Below are 23221 nucleotides of genomic sequence, written 5' to 3' on the forward strand. Positions count from 1 at the left end.
CTTTTCGTGGGCCGAGCGGGCCCCGCGCGCTCAGTTCAGCGGCAGGTTCTTGCCGAAATCGAGCAGCTCCATCTCGAACACCAGCGTCGCCCGCTTCGGGATCTTCGGCGGGTTGCCGCGCGTGCCGTAGCCGAGCTCGTAGGGGACGATGAGAAGCCACTTCTCGCCCTTGTGCATGCGCGTGAGCGCCTGGTCCCAGGCGGGGATCAGCTCGTCGCGGCCGACGCGCGGCCGGAAGGCGTGCGCGGGATCGACCGACTGGTCGAAGACCGTCCCGTCGAGCAGCATGCCCTTGTAGAGCACGGCGGCACGATCGCCGGGCTGCGGCATCGGGCTGTTCTGATCGCCCTCCTTGAGGACGATGTAGCGCAGGCCGGTGGAGGTTTTCTTCGCGTTGGGCCAGCGATTCTCGACCACCTCCAGGTCCTCGGGCGGCAGCCGCTCGCGCTGGGCGAAGAGCGGCGAGGCGCTGAGGAAGACGATGCTGGCGAACAGAAAGGCGAAACGGCGGGCGGTGGGGCTCATGGTTTCTTCGTCGGAGGGACAGGAGGAATGACGCGGAAGACTACCGCGGGTTCCCTCGTCGTCGAGGATTCATCGCTCGGCGCCGGCGGCGCGGCGGTCTTCACGGTCGGAATCTCCGTGGTCGCGGCGGCCGGGGACGCGGCCGCGGGCGAGGCGGCGCCGGCAGCCGCAGCCACGGGCGAGACCGGCGCGGCGGCGGTCTCCGTCACCGGCGCGATTCGGGCCGGGGCGGCCGCGAAGCCGCGCTCGAGCATCTCGATCATCTTCAGGTCGCGCGCGCGGCCCTTGTCGACCGAGCGGTTGGGGCCGAACGAGCCCATGATCACCGCGACGATGCGGCGGCCGTTGCGCTCGCCGGTCGCGCTCAGGCAGTAGCCGGCGGCTTCGGTGTAGCCGGTCTTGAGCCCGTCGACCCCGGCGATCTTGCCGAGGAGCTTGTTGTGATTGGTCATGTCCACCGGCCCCTGGGTGCGGGCGAGGCCGAACTTCCGCTCGCGCACCGAGGTATACTTGAGGACGTCGGTGTGCTGGACGAGGTAGCGGCAGAGCTTGGCGAAATCGCGCGGCGTGGTGAGGTCGCCGTCGCTGACGCGGCGGCTCGGCGGCGGCAAGCCGTGCGGCGAGCGGAACGTCGTGCTGTTCATGCCAAGCGCGCGCGCCTTGGCGTTCATCAGCTCGACGAAGGCCTCGACCGAGCCGGCGGCGGTGCGCGCCAGCGCGTGGGCGGCGTCGTTGGCCGATTGGATCATCATCGCGTAGATGAGTTCCTCGACCGGAAACGTCTCGCGCGGGTCGAGGTAGACCTGCGTGCCGCCCATCTTCGAGTCGGAGACGTCGACCCGCACCGGCGTCTGCAGCGTGATCGTGCCGTCGGCCAGCTTGTCGTGCAGCACGGCGAAGGTCATGAGCTTGGTCATGCTCGCGGGCGGGTTGGTCACGTCGGCGTTGTCCTCCCAGAGCGACTGGCCGGTCGCGGCGTCGAGGACGATCGCGCCGGTGTAGCTGCCGGGCGAGGGCGTGGCGTGGGTGGTCGCCCTGGTTTTTGCCGGCGCCAGCGGCGCGAGGGCGAGCAACGGGAGAAGGAAAAGCCGGAACCGGAGCTTCATGAAAATAGTGCGCGCAACAGAGCGCCGCCCCACCCACGACGCAACCGAAAAGCCGGGGTTACACGCCGGCGCGGATCGCCGGATGTTTTGCCACCTGCGCGAGGGCCTGGCGGAGCAGCGTCTTGCCGGGCTCCATGCGGTGCCAGGGCGACGCGCCGCTCGGGTGCGGCAGCGGGATGCAGTCGAGCGCGCGCCCGCGCACGACGAGGGGAATTTCTTCCCGATGAGATCGTTCAGCGGCGCGGGCGGCAGGAAGCGCGTGATCGCGAGCTTGCCAACCGGGAGCACGAGGTCGGGTGCGAGCAGGTCGAGCTCGGCCTCGAGCCAGCGCGCGCAGGCGGCGATCTCGTCCTCGTCCGGCACGCGATCGCCGCCGGCCTTCTTCTTGCCCGGGAAGCAGCGGCAGACCGCGGCGAAGTAGATGCGGTCGCGCGTCTCGTCCTCGCTCCAGCCGAGCGCCTCGTGGAACCACTTGAAGAGCGTCTTGCCCGCGGTCCACGCGAACGGCCGGCCGAGCACCGGCTCCTTGTCGCCCGGCGCCTGGCCGACCAGCAGCACGCGCGACGCGACGGGACGGCCGACGACGACCGGCCGGTGCATGCGCGGACAGGCGCGACACGCGGCGAGGCGCGCGAGGTGTTGGCGGACGGCGGCGACGGTGGGGGCGGGCATGGCGGAGCGGATCACAGCTTCGTGTCCGCGCTCCGCCCCGCGGGCAAGCCCGCTCGCGCCCCGGCGATGGCCGCCGGGAGGGATAATATCGTTGGCGCCCGAACCGGGACCGGCTCAGTGTCGGCCGCGGAAACGGCTGCGGAAGCCGCGGCCGTCGCCGCCGCCATGACCGCCGCCCTGTCCGCGGTGACCGCCACCACGCTGCCCATGGCCGCCACGGCCGGACTGCGGCGGCGGCGTGGGACGCGGGGTGTTGATCGGCAGGTAGTCGAAACCCTCGAGGCGCAGTTCGGGAATTTTCTGGCCGATGAAGCGCTGGATGGCGCGGATGTCGTCGGCGTTTTCCATCGTCACGAGCGTGAACGCGTCGCCCACGGCCTGGGCGCGGCCGGTGCGGCCGATGCGGTGCACGTAGTCCTCGGGGTTTTCCGGAACGTCGTAGTTGATGACGTGGGTGACGCCGGCGACGTCGATGCCGCGCGCGGCGATGTCGGTCGCGACCATGACCTCGTATTTGCCGGACTTGAAGCCGGCCAGCGCCTCGATGCGTTGGTTCTGCGAGCGGTTGGCGTGGAGGACGGCGACGCTGTGGTTCGCGGCCTTGAGCTTGCGCGCGATCTTGTCGGCGCCGTGCTTGGTGCGCGAGAACACGAGCACGCTGTCGAAATCGGTCTGGGCGAGCAGCGCGACGAGGAGGTCGAACTTCTGGCTGAACGCGACCGGGTAAAGCGCGTGATTGATCGAACGGTTGACCGAGCGGTTGACGCCGACCTCGACCCGCTGCGGGTTGCGGAGGGCGAAGGACGCCACCGCCTGGATCTCGGGCGGCACGGTGGCGGAGAAGAACAGCGTCTGGCGCTCGCGCGGGCAGCGGCCGATGATGTCCTTCACCACGGGCAGGAAGCCCATGTCGAGCATGCGGTCGACCTCGTCGAGCACGAGGATCTGGATGTCGCGGAGATTGATCAGGCCTTCCTGGACGAAGTCCATCAGGCGGCCCGGGGTGGCGCAGATGACGTCGACGCCGCGGCGCAGCTCGTTGCGCTGGTGGCCGAAGCCGACGCCGCCGAAGATGGCGACGGTGCGCAGGTCGGTGAAGCGCGCGAAGTCGCGGAAGGCGGTCTCGACCTGCGCGGCGAGTTCGCGGGTGGGCTCGAGCACGAGCACGCGCGGACGCGCGGCGTGCTTGTCGAGGCGCGACAGGATCGGCAGCGCGAAGGCCGCGGTCTTGCCGGTGCCGGTCTGGGCGGAGCCGATGAGGTCGCCGCCACCGAGCACGACGGGAATCGCGCGCAGCTGGATGGGAGTCGGGTCCGTGTAGCCGGCGGCTTGGATGCCGCGGAGGACGGGCTCGGAGAGATTGAGAGCTTTGAAGGCCATGGGAGGAACAAACCACTACGGCGCACTAATCGACGCGAATGGGGGCGCGCGCCGCGGAGCGGCGGGACGCAGGGTGCGGTGCGACGGAATTCCGGCGCGCTCGCGGATGAGGAAACGGCGACGACTAGCGAACTAGCGGATAAGTGACTCGCCTGGAGAAAAGAAAAGGGCGGAGCCGCACGGGCTCCGCCCCGAAAAGTCAGTCAGTTTGCGCGAGGCAAACGGCCGGCTTAGTAACGGTCGCGACCGCCACCGAAGCCACCGCGATCGCCACGGTCGCCACCGCGGCCGCCACGGCCACCGCCGAAGCCACCACGGCCGCCGCCGCCGAAGCCGCGACGCTCGCCGCCGCCGAAGCCACCGCCCGCGGGACGGTCTTCCTTCGGACGGGCTTCATTGACCTGGAGAGCGCGGCCGCCGAGCTGGACGCCGTTGGTCTTCTCGATGGCGGTCTTCGCCTCTTCGGGCGTGCCCATCGTGACGAACGCGAAGCCGCGCGGGCGGCCCGTGAATTTGTCCATCGCGACGTAGATGTCGGAGACGGTGCCGAACTGCTCGAAGTGAGCGCGAAGCTCTTCTTCCGAGGTCTGGAACGACATATTGCCGACGTAGAGTTTGGAGTTGCTCATGTGATGAAATCGTTAGGGGCCTTCGTTCCGCTGCCAGTCCGTTCCCGACGTGGGTTTCAAATCATCACTTAAGCCAAAGCAGCTCAGCCAACGACTCACCAGATCCTGTCATCTAACTCGAAAACTCTAACGAACGGCGGACACAGTCCATGACGCGGCGGCAAACGCAAGGGCATTTCCGTCGCAAAAAACCCTAGATCCTAATCGGGAACAGCTTAGGCGGTGATAAACCCGCACCAGTGACCGCCGTCTCGCCGCCCGTCGACCAACAAAAAGGCGTCCCGCGCGCAACGCGGGACGCCAGGCAAATCGACGCGCGCCGGGCGCGCAGGACGTTATTTCTTCTTCGCCGGAAACTCGCGGCGCACCCAGTCCGAGAGGAGGTCCTTGTCCCAGCGGAGCGGGTCGCTCTGCGGGAACGCGATGGCGGTCATGAAGCCGAGGTTGCTGAGGTCGCGATGGCCTTCGGCCGCGACCGAGCCGTCCGCGTTGAGGAGGCGGAAGTCGAGCGAGGCGCGCGGCGGGTAGATTTCCTTCACGATGCGGATGTCGTCCGCCCGCGGGCCGCGCCAGGGCTCGAAGTCGCCGGCGAGGTCGATGTTCTTGAACTTGATCTCGACCCGCTGGCCGGGAGCGAGGCGCGCGGCGATGCGCTCCTGCAGGAACTCGCGGAACTGGGTCATCAGCCCGTCCTGGCCGTAATCCTTGGACGAGTAGCTCTGGGTGAAGTCGGTGAACTCGGCCGGATTCTCGAACGTGACCTCGACGGGGGATGGCTTGGCAGCGGGAGGATTGTCAGCGCCGGCGAATGCCAGGCTCACGCCGCACAGCGCTCCCGCGAGGAGTAGGACTGGGCGCAATGCTTTCATGAGCGCAAACCATGCTGCATTTGCGTGAAATTTCCAGCGACATCTCTCGTTACAGTCTAATGCATGGGCCGTTGGACGCATGGGACACACGATTTGCTTGCGCGCCGGGTGGGGTTGAGTCCACTCGGCGGCATCCACGTGCGCATCCGCGCAGGTGGAACAATTTCCGCTCCCAGGTGCTCTGACCCGGCACCGCCACGCCAAGAACCATGTTAGTTTCCGTCATCATCCTCGCCTTGCTCTCCCTGCTCGTCGCCACCGAGCCCGAGGGCTGAACCCGTTTGCGCGTCTCTTATCGCCGCCTAGCCCCGTTTCATCCCTTCCCCGACCCCGAACCGCCCCGCGATGAGGCGGTTTTTTTATGCCACGGACGCTTCCTCGACGGGGCGCGTGGAAAACGGAGGAAATTCTCTCCGGCCGAATTGGCGGCTTGCAGCGGTTCCGCGCCGCGGTTTCCGTCGCCGCCTCAACTCAGTCGCATTCGTATCGTGTCATCGTTCACCGCCTCCCTCCGCCGCTTCGGCGCCTCGCTCATCCAGTGGGTCGATTCCGACTACACCTTGGAATCCCCTGAAACCATCCGCGCCCAGCCCGACGGCGTGAATCTCGTCCGCTGCATCCCGTTCGCCATCCTCCACTTGGGCTGTCTGGGCGTGATCTGGGTCGGCTGGAGCTGGTTCGCCGTCTGGACCGCCGTCTTCCTTTACGTCGTCCGCATGTTCGCGGTCACCGGCATCTTCCACCGCTACTTCTCGCACAAGACCTACAGCACGTCGCGCTTCGGCCAGTTCCTGCTCGCCCTCTGGACCGGCACGACCGTCCAGCGCGGCCCGCTCTGGTGGGCATATCACCACCGCCACCATCACCAGCACTCCGACCAGGAGGAGGACGCCCATTCGCCGCACGTGCACGGCTTCCTCTGGTCGCACATCGGTTGGATCACCTCGAAGCGCAACTTCCCCACCGACTACTCGAAGGTGAAGGACCTCGCGAAATACCCCGAGCTCGTCTGGCTGAACCGCTTCGACATCGTTGTCCCCGTTCTCTTCGCCCTGGGTCTCTTCGGCCTCGGCGCCTACCTCGAGACCGCCGCCCCCTCGCTCGGCACCAACGCCTGGCAGCTGCTCGTCTGGGGCTTCTTCATCAGCACCACCGCCCTCTTCCACGGCACCGCGTCGATCAACTCCTTCACCCACCTCTGGGGCAAGCGCCGCTTCCAAACCACCGACGACTCGCGCAACAGTTTCATCCTCGCGATCGTTTGCCTCGGCGAAGGCTGGCACAACAACCACCACCGCTACCAGTCGTCCACCCGCAACGGTTTCTATTGGTGGGAAATCGATCCGACCTACTATGGCCTGAAGCTGATGTCCTTCACCGGCTTCATCTGGGGCCTCAAACCCGTGCCGCAGTCGATCTACGAGGAGGCCGCGCGCAACGAGCACCACGACACCATCCGCCGCATGTCGCTCTCGCACGTGCAGGAGGAGATCAACACCCTCAAGCGCGTCGTCCCCACCGCCGCCGCCATCGCCATCGCCACGGTGAACTCCCCCGCGGTCGCCTCCCAGATGCAGAAGAAGGACGGCCCCGCCATCCACAAGGATGTCTCCGAGCTCGCGCAGCAGCCGCCCGCGACCGCGCCGGACCAGCACCCGCCCGTGATCTGACGCCGCGCGCTCCGCGCTCCCGTCCGTCTCCCCGAGCCCCGCCGACCGCGGGGCTTTTTGTGCCCGCCTCCCGCCCGCGCGTCCGCCGGCCGCGGGATTTGTTGCGTCCGCACCCGCGGCCGGCGCGTAGCTTTCGGCGCGCCCCCCTTCCCGCGCTCGCTTCATCGAAAATCCGAAACCGAAATCCGAAAAACCGCATGTCCCGCCCCAAGCTCGCGATCGTCGGCACCGGCATCTCCGGACTCGGCTGCGCGCATTTCCTCCACCGGCACTTCGACGTCACGCTCTTCGAGCAGAACCGCCACACCGGCGGCCACACCCACACGGTGACCGTGCCCGAGCGCGACACCGGCCGCCCGCTGCCGATCGACACCGGCTTCATGGTCTTCAACTACGAGACCTACCCGCAGCTCACGCGCCTCTTCTCGCAGCTGAACGTCCCGGTGAAGAAGACCGACATGTCCTTCAGCGTCCGCCACGAGGACACCGGCCTCGAATTCAGCGGCTCCTCCCTCAACCACCTCTTCTGCCAGCGCCGCAACCTCCTCCGGCCGTCCTTCTACCGCATGCTGTGGCAGATCGACCGCTTCAACCGCGAGGCCCTCGACGCCCTGGAAAACCCCGAGTGGGCGGACGTCACGCTCGCCGACTACGTGCGCCGCCGCGGCTACGGCGCGGACTTCCTCCACCTCTACGTCATCCCCATGAGCAGCGCCGTCTGGTCCACGCCGCCGGCCCGGATGCTGCAGTTCCCCGCGCGCACGCTCCTGCGCTTCTTCCACAACCACGGCTTCCTCGGCCTGCACACCCAGCACCAGTGGTGGACCGTCGACGGCGGCGCGCAGCAATACGTCCTGCGCCTCACCACCCCGTGGCGCGACCGCATCCGCCACGACACGCGCGTCATCGCCGTCCGCCGCTCGCCCGACGGCGTCTTCGTTACCACCGAGGACCGCCACACCGAGCGCTTCGACAAGGTCGTCCTCGCCGCCCACGGCCACGAGTCCCTCGCCCTGCTCGCCGATGCCACGCCCGACGAAACGCGCCTCCTCCGCGAGTTCCAATACCAGCCCAACACCGCCACGCTCCACACCGACGCCGCCGTCATGCCGCGCACGCGGCTCGCCTGGTCCGCCTGGAATTACTCCATCGCCCGCAACGCCGCCGGCGAGGTCGAGCCCATGACCATCTACTGGATGAACCGCCTTCAGGGCGTCTCCGACCGCGAGAACTACTTCGTCTCCATCAACCGCCCCGACCGCCTCGATCCGCGGAAAATCCTCCGCGCGATCGCCTACGAGCACCCGCTCTTCACCCTCGGCGCCGTGCGCGCGCAGCAGGAAATCCCCGCCCTCAACGCCGCCGCCGCCGGCGCCACCGAGACCTATTTCTGCGGCGCGTGGACGCGCTACGGCTTCCACGAGGACGGCTTCCTTTCCGCCGTGAACCTCGCGCGCCTCCTCCTCGGCCGCGATCCGTGGGCGAGCGAGGATCCGACCGCCGCGCAACTCGCCACCGCCTGAGCATGCCGCCGCGCACGAGCCATCACGCTGCCGGCCGGGACACCGCTCGCCCAGCCGCCTTCCCGCGGCGCCTTAACCGCGCGCCGCAAGTCTGCGCCCCGCGCTTCGATCCCGTCCGCCGGTGAATTCCTGCCTCTACGAGTGCCGCGTGATGCATCATCGCTTCGCCCCGAAGCGACACCGCTTCTCCTATCGCCTGTTCTACCTCGCCCTCGACCTCGACGAGCTCGACGCCCTGTCCGCGCGCCTGCGCCTCTTCTCCGTCAACCGCCCGAATCTCTACGGCCTGCGCGAAGCCGACTTCTTCCCCACGCACGAGCCGCTGCACAACGCCTCGGGCGCCGACCGCGCGGTCCCGCCGCGCACCGCGCCGGCCGCGCCCCCATCCCGCCTCAAGCAGCGCGTCCTCGCCTGGCTCGCCGACCGCGGCATCGACCTCGCCGGCGGCCGCGTCCTGCTCGTCACGCTGCCGCGCATCGCCGGCTACCAGTTCAACCCGGTCTCGTTCTACTTCTGCTTCGATCGCGCCGGCGCGCCCGTCGCCGCCCTCGCCGAGGTGACCAACACCTTCCGCGAGATGAAGACCTTCCACGTCCGCGAGCGCGCCGGCGCCGCGACCTTCCACCTCCGGACGCCGAAGCATTTCTACGTCTCGCCGTTCTCGGACGTCGACGTCGAGTTCGACTTCACGCTGCGCACGCCCGACGCGCGCCTCGCCGTCCGGATCGACGACTACGCCGGCGGCGCGCGCACGCTCACCAGCACGCTCCACGGCGCGCGCGCCGCGCTCACGGACGCGCGCCTCGCGTGGTTCACCCTCAAGTATCCGCTGCTCACCCTGCGCGTCATCGCGCTGATCCACTGGCACGCCTTGCGCTTGTGGCTGAAGCGCATCCCTTGGTTCGCGAAGGCCGGCCGCGCCGCCGAGCAGCGCGACCTGCACCGGCCGCACCCTCCCTCGCTTCCGTCCCGCCATGAGCTCGCCCAAAGCCACCACCGCGCCGACCCTCGCCGGCGACGCCTCCCGCACCCCGTCCTTCGCCGCGCGCGCCGTGCTCGACGCCTTCGCGCGCATGCCGCGCGGACAGCTCCGGGTCGAGCTGCCCGACGGCACCGCCCGCCTCTTCGGCGAGACGCCGTTCCTGGTGCGCGAGGTCGCACCGGGCGTCGCCAACGCCGCCGTGCTGCGCGTGCGCCGCGAGCGCTTCTTCTCCCGCTGCGTGCTCGGCGGCGACATCGGCTTCGCCGAGGCGTTCATCGACGGCGACTGGGACACGCCCGACCTCACCGCCCTCATCGGCTGGTTCATCCTCAACCTCGAGCACGCGCCCACCCTCTCGGGCTCGGCGCGCGCGCGCGGCCTCGCGCTCAACGTCCTGCGCTTCGCCAACCGCCTCGGCCACCTCCTCCGCGCCAACACCCGCGCCAACGCCCGCCGCAACATCGCCGAGCACTACGACCTCTCCAACGACTTCTTCGCCCTCTGGCTCGACGACACCCTGATGTATTCCGCCGCCAAGTGGGAACGCGCCGACGCCACGCTGCGCGAGGCGCAGGTCGCCAAGAACGACGCGCTCTGCCGCAAGCTCCACCTGCGCCGGACCGACCACGTGCTCGAGATCGGCACCGGCTGGGGCGGCTGGAGCCTCCACGCCGCGCAGCACTACGGCTGCCGTGTCACCACGCTCACGCTCTCCCGCCAGCAGCGCGACCTCGCCGTCCAGCGCATCGCCGCCGCCGGCCTCTCCGACCGCATCGAGGTCCGCCTGCAGGACTACCGCGACGTCACCGGGCAGTTCGACAAGATCGTTTCCATCGAGATGCTCGAGGCCGTCGGCCACGAGTTCCTGCCCGACTACGCCGCCGCCTGCGCCCGCCTGCTCAAGCCGGACGGCCTCGTCGCGCTGCAGTTCATCACCTGCCCCGACGCGCGCTACGACGAGTTCCGCCGCGGCGTGGACTTCATCCAGAAACACATCTTCCCCGGCTCGCTCCTGCTCTCGGCCAACCGCCTCAACCACCTCTTCGCCCGCGCCGGCGGCTTCGTGCTGCACGGCCTCGAGGACATGGGCCGCGACTACGCGCGCACGCTGCGCACCTGGCGCGACGGCTTCCACCAGCGGCTCGACCGCGTCCGCGCCCTGGGCTTCGACGAGCGCTTCATCCGCAAGTGGGACTACTATCTCGCCTACTGCGAGGCCGCCTTCGCGCTCCGCAACATCTCCGTCGTCCAGACCGTCCACACCCGCCCAAACAACCTGAGCTTCTGAAACCGGGCGGCGCCCCCTCGCGCCTCCGCCTTCCGTCTCCAGTCCTCCGTCCTCCGATGATCTGGTTCCTCCGCGTTCTCTTCTCGCTCGTGATCGTCTCGATGCTCGGGGTCACCAGCTGGGCCAGCCTGCACCAGCCGCTGGGCGAATTCGCCCGCAGCGCCACCTTCCGCGAGCCGTGGGTGATCGCGACGCTTTTCGATGCCTACTGGGCGTTCATCACGTTCTTCGTCTGGGTGGCGTGGAAGGAAGGCACGCTCGCCGCCCGCGTGCTCTGGTTCGTCAGCATCATCCTGCTCGGCAACCTCGCCATGGCGACCTACCTGCTGCGCGAGCTCTTCGCCGTCCCCGCGGACGCGCCGCTCGCCGAGGTCTTCGCCCGCCGCAACGCCGGCCGCGTCGCGCTCCCCGCCGTCCTCGCGGCGCTTTCCGTCGGGGTCTACCTGCTCGCGTGAACGCCCCGGCTCCGCGTCCGGGCTTCTGGCAGCGCCGCATTGTCCAGCCCGTCGTCGCCCAGCTCACGCAGGGCATCACGCCCGACCGCATCGCGCTCACCCTCGGCGTCGGGCTGGCGTGCGGCGTGTTTCCGTTCCTCGGCTTCACCACCGCCCTGTGCTTCGTCGTGGCCGCGGCGCTGCGGCTCAACCAGCCGCTCATCCACGTGGTCAACCAGCTGCTCTGGCCCGTGCAGCTCGCGCTCATCCCGGTCTACGTGCGGCTGGGCGCGGCGCTGTTCGGCCCCGCGCCGCTGCCGTTCGACCCGCACGAGGTCGCCCGCGTGTTCGTGGCGTCGCAACGCGAGTTCTGGTCGCGTTTCGGCCTGATGGGCCTGCAGGCGCTCGCCGCCTGGCTGCTCTCGCTGCCGCTGCTCGTGGGCGGGGTCTGGCTCGTCGCCCGGCCGATCTTGCGCCGCCTCGCATCCGCCCGCGCCGCCCGGTCGTAAGACAGGGGTGCCTGCTCTGACGCTCGTCCTTCTCGCGCTCGCCGCCCTTGGCGGCGCCTTCGCCGCGCTCTACTTTCTCGCGCGGCGCCTGGACAACTACGGCATCGTCGACGTGGCCTGGGCCTACGCCTTTGCGCCGGTGGCGTGGTTCTACGCCGCCGCGGGCACCGGCTGGCTGCCGCGCCGCGTGACGATCGCGATCCTCGTCACGCTCTGGGCCGCGCGGCTCGGCACGCACCTGCTGCGCCGCGTCGCCGGCCACCATCCGGTCGAGGACGGGCGCTACGGGCAGCTGCGGCGCGACTGGGCGGGGAATTTCGCCGCGAAAATGTTCGGGTTCTTCCAACTCCAGGCGGTCTCGATCGTGCTGCTCGCCGTGCCGTTTCTCCTGCCCGCGCTGAACCCGACGCCCGCGTTCTCCGCGCTCGAGCTGGCCGGCGTCGCGCTCTGGCTGCTCGCGCTGGCCGGCGAGGCCACCGCCGACGCCCAGCTCGCGGCCTTCAAGCGCGACCCGGCCCACCGCGGCCGCGTCTGCAACGTCGGCCTGTGGCGCTACAGCCGTCACCCGAACTATTTCTTCGAGTGGCTGGTCTGGGTGGCGTATCTGCTCTTCGCCCTCGCCTCGCCCTGGGGCTGGCTCGCCGCGATCGCGCCGGCCGCGATCCTCTACCTCCTCCTGCGCGTCACCGGCATCCCGCTGACCGAGGAGCAGTCGCTCCGCTCGAAAGGCGACGCCTATCGCGCCTACCAGCGCACCACGAGCGCCTTCGTGCCGTGGTTCCCGCGCTCGGAGGGCAGCGGACCGCAGACGCCGCACTGAGGCTCCCACCCTCGCCCGCCGCTCTCCGCCTCTGCCCTCCGTCCCCGGTCCTCTGTTTTCCGTCCTCCGCTCTCTCATGATCGATTCCCTCCTCGCCCGCGATCTCCTGCCCGACCCGCTCATCCGCTTCGGCATCCGCCGCCTGCTCCGCCAGCGCCTGCGCGAGATCGAGGAGCCCTCGGGCGCCACCGCCACCGCGCGCTTCGCCGCGGAGCTGCGCACGCTGCCCATCGCGATCAACACCGCGGAATCGAAGGAGCAGCACTACGAGGTGCCGACGCGCTTCTACGAACTCTGCCTCGGCCCGCGGCTGAAATACTCCTCCGGCTTCTACGCCACCGGCCGCGAGACGCTCGCCGAGGCCGAGGAGGCGATGCTGGCGCTCACGAGCGAACGCGCGCAGCTGCGCGACGGCCTCGAGATCCTCGAGCTCGGCTGCGGCTGGGGCTCGCTCACGCTCTGGATGGCGGAGAAGTATCCGCACGCCCGCATCACCGGCGTCTCGCACTCGCGCACGCAGCGCGAGCACATCCTCGCCGAGGCGAAACGCCGGGCGCTCCCCAACGTGGAGATCATCACCTGCGACATGAACCATTTCACCATCGACGCCGGGCGGTTCGACCGCGTGGTGTCGGTCGAGATGTTCGAGCACATGAAGAACTGGCCGCGGCTCCTGGCGAACGTCGCGCGCTGGCTCCGGCCCGGCGGGCTGTTCTTCGCCCACGTCTTCACCCACTCCCGCTTCCCCTATCACTTCGTCGCCCGCGACGGGAGCGACTGGATGAGCCGCCACTTTTTCACCGGCGGCATGATGCCGTCGCACGACCTGTTCAAGGAGTTCCAGGACGACCTGCGCCTGCTCCAGGACTGGAAGGTCAACGGCACGCACTACGCGCGCACCGCCGAGCACTGGCTGCAGAACATGGACGCGCACCGCGCGGCCATCCTGCCGCTCTTCGCCGCGACCTACGGGCCGCAGCACGCACGCCGCTGGTGGGTGTGGTGGCGCGTGTTCTACCTCGCCTGCGCCGAGCTGTGGTGGTTCCGCGGCGGCGAGGAGTGGCACGTGAGCCACTACCTGTTCCAGAAGCGCTGACGCGCCTCAGTAGTTCGGCCAGATGCCGGGCGTGACCAGCTCGAGCAGGTGGCCGTCGGGATCGCGGAAATACACGCTGCGGCCGCCGCGCTCCCACTGCGCGTCGCCCTCGAGCGCGACGCCGGCCGCCGCCAGCCTCGCCTTCCACGGCTCATAGGCGTCGTGCGCGATCGCCAGCCCGAGGTGGTGCGGCCCCCGGCCGTCGTGCGGCGGGATCACCCCGCCCGGCACCACCGTCGGGGCGAGCGTGCCGCCGCGCTTGAAGAGCAGCAGCACCTGCCGCCCGCCGGGATTCAGCGCCTGGAAGCGCACGCCGTCGCCACCCAGCACCGCGAGGCCGAGCACGTCGCGGTAGAACGCCACGGCGCGCGCCAGGTCGTCGACGTAGAGGATGGTTTCGACCACGCCTTCGATGCGGGGAGGAGTCGGCATGCCGCCAAGGCATCCGTTTTCCCGCGGAAGGCAACGCCCCATGCACCCGCGCGGCGGCTTCGGCCGTAGATTGGGCATGGGGCGGCTCCTCGCGTTTCTCCCGCTGCTGCTCGCCGGCGTGCTGCCGGCGCGCGCCACGCCGCTCGCCGACGCGCTGGCGGCGGAGGCCCGGCTCGATTCGCGCGCAGCCCTGGCCGGTTTCCTCGCCGCCGCGCAGGCGGCGCCGAACGACGCCTTCATCCTGCAGAAGATCGCCCGGCAGTATTCCGACCTCGTCGTCGACCAGACCACGGACGAGGACCGCCGCCGCTACGCCGCGGCCGCCCTCGCCTACGCCGAGCGGGCCGTCGCGCTCGAGCCCGGCAACGCCGTGAACGTGCTCTCCCTCGCCGTCGCCCGCGGCAAGCTCGCCACCTACAGCGACACCCGCGAGAAGGTCCGGCTCTCGCGCCAGATCCGCGCCGACGCCGAGCGGGCGCTGGCCCTCGCCCCCGACTACGCCTGGGCGCACCACGTGCTCGGTCGCTGGCATTACGAGGTGGCGGAGCTGGGCGCGACGGCGCGGCTCTGGGTGCGGTTGTTCTACGGCGGCCTGCCGCCGGCCAGCCGCACCGAGGCTGTCGTCCACCTCGAGCGCGCCACGCAGCTCGAACCCGACGAGCTCAACCACTGGCTCGACCTCGGCTTCGCCTACGCCGCCGCCGGCGATGCGACCCGGGCCCGGGCGGCCTGGGCGCACGGCCTGGCCATGCCGCCCCGCGCCCGCCACGACGCACCCGCCCAGCAGCGCGCCCGCGCGGCGCTGGCAAAGTTGCCCTAGCGCGTTGCGAGTCACCGCGTCGCCGCCGGCATCGCGCGACACATGGCCGTCAACGCGTCTGGCCCGGCTCGATCGGATGTGCGCCGCGCAATGAGACCCTATGGGATCTCGAAATCGGCCACGATCGGACGGTGATCAGAGCCGATCGCGCCCTTCACGTGGTAGAGGTCGCGAATACGGGCGCTGCGGTTCGGCGTCGTGAGGGCGTAGTCGAGCCGCCTCTGCACATTCTTGCCGAACCACGTGAAGACATCGCTCCCGCCGCAGGCGCTCACATTTCCATGCAGATCGATGTTTTGGGGCGCCGGAGGACGCCAGCCGCCGTGATAATAACCGGCGAGATACGGCACGTTCGCCCAGCGCGCTTCGTCGCGATTGAAGTCACCGATGCCGACGCATGGCTGGCCGATGCTCTCCCACGTCTGCAAAAGCCGCTGCAGCCGCGGACCCTCGCCCTTGTGATGCAGCAGAATCGGCGCGAGCAGGAATGGCGTGTCGCCGATCCCGGTTTGGAACAACTGGTAGCCGGCGGCCGCCGCCAGCTCGGGCTGCGCGTGAGGCGTGAGGGCAAGCCCGGCGCGCGCATACACCGCGACCTCGCGCCGGGTCTTCCCGGAAGGACTGACGCTCAGCACCGCGATTCGCGGCGCGCCGAAGCCGGCGGACTGGAGCACGGTGTCGCAAGCGGGATTCGCGCTTTGCGCGGCAGTGGAATTCCGGTTCGGCGGGTTGTATTCGATGATAACGACGAAGTCGGGGCGTATCCCGGCGAGCATCGTCGTCAGGCAGGCCTTCTGTCCCGGCCGCAGTTTGCCGTCGTGGATGTTCCAGCTGAGGACGCGGAAGGCTGTGCTCATGGGCGACGCCCACCGAGGGGAATTTCGGCTTCGCCGCGCGCGTCCGCCCTTCCACCGCCGGCGTGCGGCGCGGCGAGGAGGGCATCGCCGCCGTTGTTTGTGGAGACGCGCGGGCTCATCAGCAGGCTCCGATTTCAGGGCCCGACCGGCGGCGGTCAAGCTGCGGGGCGCCGCCGACATGCGTTTGCGCCTTCCGGTCGTCTTGACTCAAATCAGCACCAGCGCGATCGCGCCGATCATCAGGGTCGCGCCGATGAAACGGAAGCGCAGCACGCCGGGCGCGAGATGCTGCTCCGTGCTCGCGAACCAGTGCCCGATCGCCCACACCGCGACCACGCTGAAGAGCCCGCGCACGCTGTAGACGATGTTCACCGCCGTCGCACCGCCCCAGATGCCGAGCGTGAACACGATGCCGGCGTTGTTCAGCGCGAGCAGGACGCCACCGAACGACACCCAGCGCCACGCCTCCGCGTTCAACGCCGAGAGCGGCGCGCTGAAGAACGGCACGAACGCGAGCGAGTAGACGCCCACGAGCAGGAACATCGCCGGGAAGTAGCTCGCGGTGCCCCAGGCCGGCACCCACTTCTGCATCAGCACGTCGCCGAGGCCGTAGGAAAGCGCGCTCGCCGTCGCGAGCGCCGCGGCCGGGCCGACCTGGCGGCGCTGCCCGTGCCGCTCGCCCGCGTGCAGCAGCGCCACCGCGCCAGCGCTGAGCGCCGCGCCCAGCCACCACTTCAGCGGCACGTCGCCCACGCGCAGCAGGCTGCTGAACAGCGCGACCAGGATCACCTTCGTGCCCATCACCGGCGTCGTGACCGAGACGTCGCCCTTCGCCAGCGCGAGGAAGATGAAGACCTGCCCGCCGAGGAAACACAGCGCGGTCACGGCCGGCTGCCAGTAGTCCGCGAGCGGGTGCAGCCGGCCGCCCTGCCAGAACCACCACGGGAGGAAGGCCGCGGCCATGATCCAGTTCGCCACGAAGCTGGTGCGCCAGACGCCGACGTGGAAGACGGCGGCGCGCTTGATCGCCAGCGCCGCCAGCACGTAGAGCAGCGCGCAGACGAGCGGGATCAGCAGATGCACCGGGAAGTTCACGGGAAGAAAACAGAAAGCCGGACCCGCGGGTCCGGCTTCAACGTCAAAAGTGCGGCGGGCCTCAGAGCACCTGCTTCACCAGCGCCTCGTATTCGTCGTGCTCCATCGAGCCGGTCTTGCGGTGGCGGATGTTGCCAGCGCGGTCGATGAGGAACGTGGTCGGGATCGCATCGAAGCCGCCGAAGGAATCCGCCAGCGCGTCGTCGCCCATCGCGACGAGGTAGTTCATGCCGTTTTTCTCGACGAACTTCCTGACCTTGTCCACGCCGCCGCGATCGACCGACACGCCGATGATCACGAGCCCGGCCGGGCCGTATTTCTTCTGCAACGCGACGTAGCCGGGGATCTCCGCCACGCACGGCCCGCACCAGGTGGCCCAGAAGTCGACGACCACGACCTTGCCCTTCAGGGTGGCGGCGGTGACCTCCTTGCCGTCGAGGGTGGTGAGCTTGAAGTCGGGCGCGCGGCCCAGCGTGGGCAGATCCGCAGCGCGCGCGGTGACCAGACCCGCCGCGACCAGCGCGGCCGCGACGACGACGAGACGGAGGAAGGATTGCATAGGGAGTAGAGGATCCAGGCGCGGCGGTTCTTCCAGAGAAATTTTCCCGCCCGCAAAAATCAAAGGCGCGCCGTCGCGGGCGCGCCCGGGAAACGGCCGGATCGCCGGGGCTCAGACCGTCGGCTTGGCCGCCTCGGCCGCCGCCGCCTCGGCGCTGAGCGTTTCGATGAACTTCTTCATCGCGGGCGTGAGCACGCGGCCCTTGCGGTGGAGGATGGCGAGCGGGCGGGTGAACTCCTTGCCCTTGAACGCGACGACGGCGAGCGTGCCCTGCTTCACCTCCTGCACGACGGTGGCCTGCGGGACGATGGCGATGCCGTGGTCGATCTCGACGGCGCGCTTCACCGTCTCGATGTTGTCGAACTCCATCACCGGCGTGATCTCGAGCTTGTTGTCGCGGAAGATCTGGTCGACGGCCTTGCGCGTCGGGATGTCGGGGTCGAAGCCGATGAACTTGTGCCCGGCGAGCGTCTTCAGGTCGACGTCGGTGGACTTGGCCAGCGGGTGATTCGGGTGCGTGATGAGCACGAGCCGGTCGTTGCGGAAGGGAATCGTCTCGATCTGGCGGAGCTTCTGCGGGAAGGCGACGAGGCCGAAGTCGACCGAGTTGTGCAGGATGTCCTCGTAGACGAGATTGGAGCGGCGATACTCGATGCGCACGTTCACCGAGGGGTAATCGTGGAGGAACTTCTTGATGTAGGGCGGCAGCTCGTGGAGGCCGATCGAGTAGATGGTCGAGATGCGGATCGTGCCGCTGATGACCTTCTTCATCTCCTGCAGCTCGCTGAGGAGTTTTTCGTAGACGTGGAGAATCTCCTTCGCCGCGTCGTAGATGCGCTGACCCTCGCGCGTCAGGTTGAACTGCTTCTGCGAGCGGTCGATCATCAGGGTCTTGAAATTGCGCTCCATGGAGCGCGCCTGCTGACTGACCGCCGACTGCGTGATGCCGTTCAATTTCGCGGCCTTGGAGAAACTCTTGGTCTCCACAAGGTCCGCGAAAATCTTGAAGTTTTCGATTTGCATGGCGGCGAAATGGAGCACCCGTATAAACGGCCCTTATCTGCAATCCAATCTAAAAGCGCCTCTCATAAATGTTTATCGATTTCGAGACCTTCAAGGCCCGCGCGGATAAGCTGCAGGCGCTGATGGCCGAGGCGGCCCGCGCGGCGGGGCGCGATCCCGCCGAGGTGCGGCTGCTGCCCGTGACGAAGACGCACCCGGCCGCCGCCGCCGACTACGTCGCCCGCTACGGCCTGCCCGCCGTGGGCGAGAACCGCGTCCAGGAGGCGGTCGCGAAGCGCGCCGAAGTCGCCGCGCCGCTGCACTGGGAGCTGATCGGCCACCTGCAGTCCAACAAGGCCGCGCTCGCCGCCCAGCACTTCGACCGCATCCAGAGCGTCGACCGCGAGAAGCTGCTGCACCCGCTCGACCGCGCCGCCGGCGAGCTCGGCCGCCCGCTGTCCGTGCTGCTCCAGGTCAACGCCGGCCACGACCCGGCGAAGTTCGGCGCCGAGCCGGCCGACGCCCCGCGCCTGCTCGACGCCGCGCTGGCGAAGGCGAATCTCCGCGTCGAGGGTTTCATGACGATCGCGCCGCTCGGCACCACGCCGGCCGAGACCGCCGAGCACGCGCGCCGCACCTTCGCCAACCTCCGCGCGATCCGCGACGACCTCGCGGCGCGCACCGGCGTGCCGCTGCGCGAGCTCTCGATGGGCATGTCGGGCGACTTCGCGCTCGCCATCGCCGCCGGCAGCACGCTGGTGCGCGTCGGCACCGCGCTCTTCGGCGCGCGCGAGTAACGCGTTCGTCGAAGTGCGTCCGCGGTCGCATTCCGCGTTGCCACTGCCGGGCAATCGACTTCGCTCCTGCCCGTGGAAACGCGGATGCTCACGACCGCCGAAAAGGACGCCCTGGCCGCGCTGCTCGACGACGAGTCCGCCGGCACGCGACGGGCGTTGCTCGCGCAGTTCCAGCACCTCGGCGACGCCGGCCGGGTGTTTCTCCAGGAGACCGCCCGCGGCCCCAACCGCGTCGCCGCCCTCGCCGCCGGCTGGTATCTGCGCGAACTGAAGTTCAGCGACCCCGTCGCCGAGTTCCGCGGCTTCATCCAGTCGCTCAACTACGAGCTGGAAACGGGCGTCCTCCTTCTCACTCGCACGGTGAACCCGTCCCTCGACGTCACGGCGGTGTGCGCGCAGCTCGACGCCTTCGCCGCCCGCGCCCGCAAGCTCATGCCCCGCGCCGCGACGATGCGCGCGCAGGCGCGCGTGCTCAACCGCGTGCTCTTCGAGGAATTCGGCCTGCGCGGCAACCACCTGCACTACACCGATCCGAAGAACAGCCTGATCGACCAGGTGCTGGAGCGGCGGGTCGGCATCCCGATTTCGCTTTCGATCGTCTACCTCCTCGTCGCCCACCGCCTCGGCCTCGAGCTCGAGCCGGTCGGCGTGCCGGGGCATTTCCTCGTCGGCGGCTACGAGCCCGAGGGCCCGTTCTTCATCGATGCGTTCAACGCCGGCCTGATCCTCTCGCCCGAGGAGGTCTTCGAGCGCATCCGCTCGCTCCAGCACACGCCCCAGCTCGCCGACCTCGCGCCGACGCCCGTGCGCGAGGTGCTCAGCCGCGTCTGCCGCAACCTCGCCAACCACTACGCCGCGGCCGACGACGACGCCCACGCCCGCCTTTTCCACGAGTTCGTCTCCGAGTTCGACGCCACCTACGAGCGGCACGCCAGTTCCTGAGCGCCGTTCGCCTGCATGAGCGCCTCCGCCTACCCCGTCCGCACCCTCGTCGACCTGGAGCCATGGCCCGCCGGCGCCCCGAGTCTGGCCGTCATCGGCCAGCCCGTGACGCACTCGCTCAGCCCGGCGATGCACAACGCCGCCCTGGCCGCGCTCGCCGCGCGCGACCCGCGCTTCGCCGCGTGGCGCTACCACAAGTTCGAGATCGCCCCCGCCGAGCTGCCGCGCGCGCTGCGCCGGTTCCATGAGCGCGGCTTCCTCGGCATCAACGTCACCGTGCCGCACAAGGAGGCGCTGCTCGGCCTGGTCGAATCCGCCGACCCGTTCGCCCTCGCCGCCGGCGCGGCCAACACGCTCGTGCGCACGCCGGGCGGCTGGCGCGCGTTCAACACCGACGGCAGCGGCCTCGCCGCCGCCCTGCGCGCCGACTTCGGCGGCCCGCTCGCCGGGACGCCCGTCATCCTCCTCGGCGCCGGCGGCGCGGCCCGCGGCGCGGCCGTGCGCTGCCTGCGCGACGGCGTCGCCGCGCTCGCCATCGGCAACCGCGGTGCGGACCGCCTGCGCACGCTGCTGGCCGACCTTGCGCCGCTCGCCGGCGGCATCCCGCTGCGCGGTTTCGCGCTCGACGCGCCGCCGGCCGACCTGCCGCGCGGCGCGCTCGTCATCAACGCCACCACCGTCGGCCTCAAGGGCAGCGCGGGCGCGCCCGTGGACTTGACGCAGCTGCCGGCGCCTGCCCGCGTCTACGACATGATCTACAACCCGGCGGAGACGCCCCTGCTGCACCAGGCCGCCGCGCTGGGCCTGCCGCGCGCAAACGGCCTCTCGATGCTCGTCCACCAGGGCGCGCACGCCCTGACGCTGTGGACCGGACTCGAGGCGCCGGTCGAAATCATGGACCGCGCCGCGCGCGCGGCCTTCGCCGCTTGAGCATGCAGACGATCCACGAGGTCAACGCGGTGGCGCCGTGGTTTTTCCCGCTGTGCGCGACCGTCTTCGGCGCCTGCGTCGGGAGTTTCCTCAATGTCTGCATCTACCGCCTGCCCAAGGGCGAGTCGGTGGTCACACCCGGCTCGCACTGCGCATGCGGCCAGCCGATCGCGTGGCACGACAACATCCCGATCCTCAGCTGGCTCCTGCTGCGCGGCCGGGCGCGGTGCTGCGGGCGGCGCTTCAGTTTCCGCTATCCGTTCATCGAGCTGCTGACGGCGCTGCTGTTCCTGGCGTGCTGGACTTCGTTCGAACCGGCCAAGGCGGTGGCCGGCATGGTCCTGGTGGCGATCGTGGTGGGCGCGACGTTCATCGACATCGACCACATGATCATCCCCGACGCCTTCACGATCGGCGGCGCGGTGACCGGCGTGGTCCTCTCCATCGCGCTGCCCGCGCTGCACGGCGAGGCGCACGGGATTTACGTCGTGGCGGGCATGCGCGCGGGACTGGACGCGGTGCTCGGGCTGTTCGTCGGCTCCGGCCTCGTGCTGTGGATCGCGCTGATCGCCGAGGCGGTGCTGAAGAAGGAGGCGATGGGCTTCGGCGACGTGAAATTCCTCGGTGCCCTCGGCGCGTTCATCGGCTGGAAGGGCGCGGTGTTCGCGATGTTCGGCGGCGCGATCATCGGCTGCGTGTGGTTCGTCTTCGCCGCGCTGTGGCAGAAGCTCTCCGGCCGCACGCCGGTGGGGCCCAAGGTGGAATCGCCCGCGGGCGAGCCGGCGCCGCTCGGCTTCGGCGTGCACGTGAGCTTCGGCCCGATGCTCGGCGTGGGCGCGCTGCTTTATTTTTCCTGCTCCACCGCTGGGTCGACGGCTACTTCGCCCAGCTCACGCCGGTGTTCGGCGGCGGGCTATTCTGAATGCGGCGGGACGAATCCCGGCGGCGTCTCGCCGCGGCGGCCGTGGATCAGGACGTTGAGCAAATGCTCCATCGCGGCCACGCGGGTGAGGCCGCGCTCCGCCGCGAGCTGGTCGGCCCGCTTCTGGAGCTGTCGCGCCATGGTCTCCGCCTGCGCGTCCGTGGGCGCGCCGAGGCTGCGGCAGAGCCGCGTCAGCTGCGCGAGTTCATCCATGGCGGAGCTCGATCGCCCGGCCGTCGGCCAGCGCGAGCGGCGCCGCGCGGTCGAAGTTCACCAGCGAGACCATCGCCATCGCCACGAAACCGTCCCCGACGCGCGCCCGGGACCGCGTCTCGCCAACCGTCTTCTCGCCCTGGCGCAGCGCCGTGTGCGCGGGCGGCGGCTCGCCCGGACCGGCCACGACCATGAGGCGCCGGCGGACCTGGCCGAGATTCTTGAGTCGGGACATCACCTCCTGGCCGAGATAGCAGCCTTTCGTGTAGGAGATCGCATCCACGTCGAGCCCGCCTTCGTTCGGCAGATCGCCCGGCCCGATGTCATCGGGCACCGCCGGCAAGGCGCCCGCGATGCGCGCCGCCTCCAAAGTGTCGCGCGTGCCGCGCGTCGCGCCCGCCTGCTCGAACGCTCCCCGCAGCGCCGTCGCGTCCGTCGCGAGGCACACGAAGTTCTCCGCCGCGGAAAAACGTCCGCCGAACACGACTCCCGCCGCGCTCGCCACGAAGGCACCCGCTTGCGGCACCGCGCCGAAGTGCCGAGCCACCGCGGTCCCGGCGCCGTGGCCCCAAATCACCACGGCATCCCGCCCTTCCGCCGCGGCGTCGACAATCTCCACCTCATCCGCAATTAAATAATCTTCAATGCGTTGCCTAAGCAAAATCCCGTCCGTTCGCGCCGACCAAACGATAAATTCCTGCTCTGCGACGCGCAAAACGAAGCTGTCCGCCAGTGCTTTCCCCTTCTGGTTCAACCACAAGCCATAGGAACAGCTCCCAACCGGCTTCCGGAGGTCCTGGGTGAACTGCCCCTGGAGGAACGTATTAGAATCAGGACCTCTTATGCGGAGCGCCGCTGATGGAACGTCCAAGTCCCTGATTGGCAACGTTTGCAAGGCGACCTTGGCGGGGGTTGCGTCCATGCGTTAATTGTGACGGGCGAGTAACTTTTATCGAATGACCACCGTTTGATTTGACGGAAAGTCGGAACAAACTACCTCGTAAGCAATCTCACTTTTCGCTTCTCCCGCCTAGCGGGAGTTTTGGGGTAACTAAGAAAGCAATGGCGGGCCGCTTAGGGGTAGGCGGCCCGCCTTTTCTTTTCCTGTCAAAAGATCAGCCGCCCATTGCCCGCCGGCCCCGCCCCGGC

General features: G+C 69.4%; 22 protein-coding genes and 2 pseudogenes. 13 read left to right on the forward strand and 11 right to left on the reverse strand.

Features of this window, described 5'->3' with window-relative positions:
- Window positions 1–30: 30 nt before the first annotated feature.
- The 5 genes from ACMYLB_RS21105 to ACMYLB_RS21125 all read right to left on the reverse strand — a co-directional run bounded on the left by ACMYLB_RS21105 (window position 31) and on the right by ACMYLB_RS21125 (window position 5133).
- Window positions 31–525, reverse strand: a complete 495-nt coding sequence (locus tag ACMYLB_RS21105) for an FKBP-type peptidyl-prolyl cis-trans isomerase (protein ID WP_415908915.1) — start codon at window positions 523–525, stop codon at window positions 31–33.
- Complete coding sequence (locus ACMYLB_RS21110; protein ID WP_415908916.1) at window positions 522–2303, reverse strand: uracil-DNA glycosylase family protein; 1782 nt, start codon at window positions 2301–2303, stop codon at window positions 522–524. The genes ACMYLB_RS21105 and ACMYLB_RS21110 overlap by 4 nt, the downstream gene beginning before the upstream one ends.
- Before the next feature lie 114 nt (window positions 2304–2417).
- On the reverse strand, window positions 2418–3683 hold the full coding sequence (locus tag ACMYLB_RS21115; protein ID WP_415908917.1) for a DEAD/DEAH box helicase: 1266 nt from the start codon (window positions 3681–3683) through the stop codon (window positions 2418–2420).
- Between the two features lie 230 nt (window positions 3684–3913).
- Window positions 3914–4312 (reverse strand): RNA recognition motif domain-containing protein, encoded by a 399-nt coding sequence (locus ACMYLB_RS21120; RefSeq protein WP_415908918.1) that lies wholly within the window; start codon window positions 4310–4312, stop codon window positions 3914–3916.
- Window positions 4313–4647: 335 nt separating this feature from the next.
- Entirely contained in the window at window positions 4648–5133 is a 486-nt protein-coding gene (locus tag ACMYLB_RS21125) for a DUF3016 domain-containing protein (protein WP_415908919.1), read from the reverse strand.
- A gap of 536 nt (window positions 5134–5669) precedes the next feature.
- Here ACMYLB_RS21125 and ACMYLB_RS21130 point away from each other — a divergent pair.
- The 8 genes and pseudogenes from ACMYLB_RS21130 (at window position 5670) to ACMYLB_RS21165 (ending at window position 13503) form a co-directional block, all read left to right on the forward strand.
- Window positions 5670–6851 (forward strand): acyl-CoA desaturase, encoded by a 1182-nt coding sequence (locus tag ACMYLB_RS21130; protein WP_415908920.1) that lies wholly within the window; start codon window positions 5670–5672, stop codon window positions 6849–6851.
- Between the two features lie 197 nt (window positions 6852–7048).
- Window positions 7049–8374 carry an NAD(P)/FAD-dependent oxidoreductase gene (locus ACMYLB_RS21135; protein ID WP_415908921.1) on the forward strand — a complete coding sequence of 442 codons (1326 nt, stop codon included), beginning with the start codon at window positions 7049–7051 and terminating at the stop codon, window positions 8372–8374.
- 151 nt (window positions 8375–8525) lie between these two features.
- Window positions 8526–9224: pseudogene (locus ACMYLB_RS21140) on the forward strand (DUF1365 domain-containing protein); the annotation flags it as partial.
- Window positions 9225–9348: 124 nt separating this feature from the next.
- On the forward strand, window positions 9349–10644 hold the full coding sequence (locus ACMYLB_RS21145) for a class I SAM-dependent methyltransferase (protein WP_415908922.1): 1296 nt from the start codon (window positions 9349–9351) through the stop codon (window positions 10642–10644).
- 56 nt (window positions 10645–10700) lie between these two features.
- Window positions 10701–11099, forward strand: coding sequence for a DUF1475 family protein (locus ACMYLB_RS21150; protein WP_415911127.1), 399 nt, complete (start codon window positions 10701–10703; stop codon window positions 11097–11099).
- The gene (locus ACMYLB_RS21155) at window positions 11096–11587 is read left to right on the forward strand and encodes a DUF2062 domain-containing protein (RefSeq protein WP_415908923.1); all 492 of its coding nucleotides are present in this window, start codon (window positions 11096–11098) and stop codon (window positions 11585–11587) included. Before ACMYLB_RS21150 ends, ACMYLB_RS21155 begins: the two co-directional genes overlap by 4 nt.
- A 7-nt stretch (window positions 11588–11594) precedes the next feature.
- Window positions 11595–12407: a DUF1295 domain-containing protein gene (locus ACMYLB_RS21160; protein WP_415908924.1), complete on the forward strand. Its 813-nt coding sequence runs from the start codon at window positions 11595–11597 to the stop codon at window positions 12405–12407.
- 76 nt (window positions 12408–12483) lie between these two features.
- The gene (locus tag ACMYLB_RS21165; RefSeq protein WP_415908925.1) at window positions 12484–13503 is read left to right on the forward strand and encodes an SAM-dependent methyltransferase; all 1020 of its coding nucleotides are present in this window, start codon (window positions 12484–12486) and stop codon (window positions 13501–13503) included.
- A gap of 6 nt (window positions 13504–13509) precedes the next feature.
- Here the strand turns inward: ACMYLB_RS21165 and ACMYLB_RS21170 are convergent, their stop codons facing one another.
- On the reverse strand, window positions 13510–13935 hold the full coding sequence (locus tag ACMYLB_RS21170) for a VOC family protein (protein WP_415908926.1): 426 nt from the start codon (window positions 13933–13935) through the stop codon (window positions 13510–13512).
- Between the two features lie 40 nt (window positions 13936–13975).
- Here ACMYLB_RS21170 and ACMYLB_RS21175 point away from each other — a divergent pair, with 40 nt between their 5' ends.
- Complete coding sequence (locus ACMYLB_RS21175) at window positions 13976–14755, forward strand: hypothetical protein (RefSeq protein ID WP_415908927.1); 780 nt, start codon at window positions 13976–13978, stop codon at window positions 14753–14755.
- 98 nt (window positions 14756–14853) lie between these two features.
- Here ACMYLB_RS21175 and ACMYLB_RS21180 read toward each other — a convergent pair whose 3' ends face one another.
- The 4 genes from ACMYLB_RS21180 to ACMYLB_RS21195 form a co-directional block, all read right to left on the reverse strand.
- Complete coding sequence (locus ACMYLB_RS21180; RefSeq protein WP_415908928.1) at window positions 14854–15612, reverse strand: endonuclease/exonuclease/phosphatase family protein; 759 nt, start codon at window positions 15610–15612, stop codon at window positions 14854–14856.
- A gap of 207 nt (window positions 15613–15819) precedes the next feature.
- Window positions 15820–16707 carry an EamA family transporter gene (locus tag ACMYLB_RS21185; protein ID WP_415908929.1) on the reverse strand — a complete coding sequence of 296 codons (888 nt, stop codon included), beginning with the start codon at window positions 16705–16707 and terminating at the stop codon, window positions 15820–15822.
- Window positions 16708–16768: 61 nt separating this feature from the next.
- Complete coding sequence (locus ACMYLB_RS21190; protein ID WP_415908930.1) at window positions 16769–17266, reverse strand: TlpA family protein disulfide reductase; 498 nt, start codon at window positions 17264–17266, stop codon at window positions 16769–16771.
- 111 nt (window positions 17267–17377) lie between these two features.
- Window positions 17378–18289, reverse strand: a complete 912-nt coding sequence (locus ACMYLB_RS21195; RefSeq protein ID WP_415908931.1) for a LysR substrate-binding domain-containing protein — start codon at window positions 18287–18289, stop codon at window positions 17378–17380.
- 68 nt (window positions 18290–18357) lie between these two features.
- On the opposite strand from ACMYLB_RS21195, the gene ACMYLB_RS21200 reads away from it, so the two are divergent.
- The 4 genes and pseudogenes from ACMYLB_RS21200 to ACMYLB_RS21215 form a co-directional block, all read left to right on the forward strand.
- The gene (locus ACMYLB_RS21200) at window positions 18358–19065 is read left to right on the forward strand and encodes a YggS family pyridoxal phosphate-dependent enzyme (protein WP_415908932.1); all 708 of its coding nucleotides are present in this window, start codon (window positions 18358–18360) and stop codon (window positions 19063–19065) included.
- A gap of 72 nt (window positions 19066–19137) precedes the next feature.
- Window positions 19138–20007, forward strand: a complete 870-nt coding sequence (locus tag ACMYLB_RS21205) for a transglutaminase-like domain-containing protein (protein ID WP_415908933.1) — start codon at window positions 19138–19140, stop codon at window positions 20005–20007.
- 15 nt (window positions 20008–20022) lie between these two features.
- Window positions 20023–20937, forward strand: coding sequence for a shikimate dehydrogenase (gene aroE / locus ACMYLB_RS21210; protein ID WP_415908934.1), 915 nt, complete (start codon window positions 20023–20025; stop codon window positions 20935–20937).
- Between the two features lie 2 nt (window positions 20938–20939).
- Window positions 20940–21581, forward strand: a pseudogene (locus ACMYLB_RS21215) (prepilin peptidase); the annotation flags it as partial.
- 483 nt (window positions 21582–22064) lie between these two features.
- On the opposite strand, the gene ACMYLB_RS21220 reads toward ACMYLB_RS21215, so the two are convergent.
- Window positions 22065–22994, reverse strand: a complete 930-nt coding sequence (locus ACMYLB_RS21220) for a YgfZ/GcvT domain-containing protein (protein ID WP_415911128.1) — start codon at window positions 22992–22994, stop codon at window positions 22065–22067.
- Window positions 22995–23221: the final 227 nt, after the last annotated feature.

Origin of the sequence: Oleiharenicola sp. Vm1, assembly GCF_047777955.1 — a bacterium.
Classification (GTDB): domain Bacteria; phylum Verrucomicrobiota; class Verrucomicrobiia; order Opitutales; family Opitutaceae; genus Didemnitutus.

Bases quoted from the DNA above. Each gene is read 5' to 3' on its own strand.
- ACMYLB_RS21105 (WP_415908915.1), bottom strand. From the start codon at position 525: ATGAGCCCCACCGCCCGCCGTTTCGCCTTTCTGTTCGCCAGCATCGTC.
- ACMYLB_RS21120 (WP_415908918.1), bottom strand. From the start codon at position 4,312: ATGAGCAACTCCAAACTCTACGTCGGCAATATGTCGTTCCAGACCTCG.
- ACMYLB_RS21220 (WP_415911128.1), bottom strand. From the start codon at position 22,994: ATGGACGCAACCCCCGCCAAGGTCGCCTTGCAAACGTTGCCAATCAGG.
- ACMYLB_RS21190 (WP_415908930.1), bottom strand. From the start codon at position 17,266: ATGCAATCCTTCCTCCGTCTCGTCGTCGTCGCGGCCGCGCTGGTCGCG.
- ACMYLB_RS21165 (WP_415908925.1), top strand. From the start codon at position 12,484: ATGATCGATTCCCTCCTCGCCCGCGATCTCCTGCCCGACCCGCTCATC.
- ACMYLB_RS21200 (WP_415908932.1), top strand. From the start codon at position 18,358: ATGTTTATCGATTTCGAGACCTTCAAGGCCCGCGCGGATAAGCTGCAG.
- ACMYLB_RS21150 (WP_415911127.1), top strand. From the start codon at position 10,701: ATGATCTGGTTCCTCCGCGTTCTCTTCTCGCTCGTGATCGTCTCGATG.
- ACMYLB_RS21180 (WP_415908928.1), bottom strand. From the start codon at position 15,612: ATGAGCACAGCCTTCCGCGTCCTCAGCTGGAACATCCACGACGGCAAA.
- ACMYLB_RS21110 (WP_415908916.1), bottom strand. From the start codon at position 2,303: ATGCCCGCCCCCACCGTCGCCGCCGTCCGCCAACACCTCGCGCGCCTC.
- ACMYLB_RS21195 (WP_415908931.1), bottom strand. From the start codon at position 18,289: ATGCAAATCGAAAACTTCAAGATTTTCGCGGACCTTGTGGAGACCAAG.
- ACMYLB_RS21170 (WP_415908926.1), bottom strand. From the start codon at position 13,935: ATGCCGACTCCTCCCCGCATCGAAGGCGTGGTCGAAACCATCCTCTAC.
- ACMYLB_RS21115 (WP_415908917.1), bottom strand. From the start codon at position 3,683: ATGGCCTTCAAAGCTCTCAATCTCTCCGAGCCCGTCCTCCGCGGCATC.
- ACMYLB_RS21135 (WP_415908921.1), top strand. From the start codon at position 7,049: ATGTCCCGCCCCAAGCTCGCGATCGTCGGCACCGGCATCTCCGGACTC.
- ACMYLB_RS21175 (WP_415908927.1), top strand. From the start codon at position 13,976: ATGCACCCGCGCGGCGGCTTCGGCCGTAGATTGGGCATGGGGCGGCTC.
- aroE (WP_415908934.1), top strand. From the start codon at position 20,023: ATGAGCGCCTCCGCCTACCCCGTCCGCACCCTCGTCGACCTGGAGCCA.
- ACMYLB_RS21145 (WP_415908922.1), top strand. From the start codon at position 9,349: ATGAGCTCGCCCAAAGCCACCACCGCGCCGACCCTCGCCGGCGACGCC.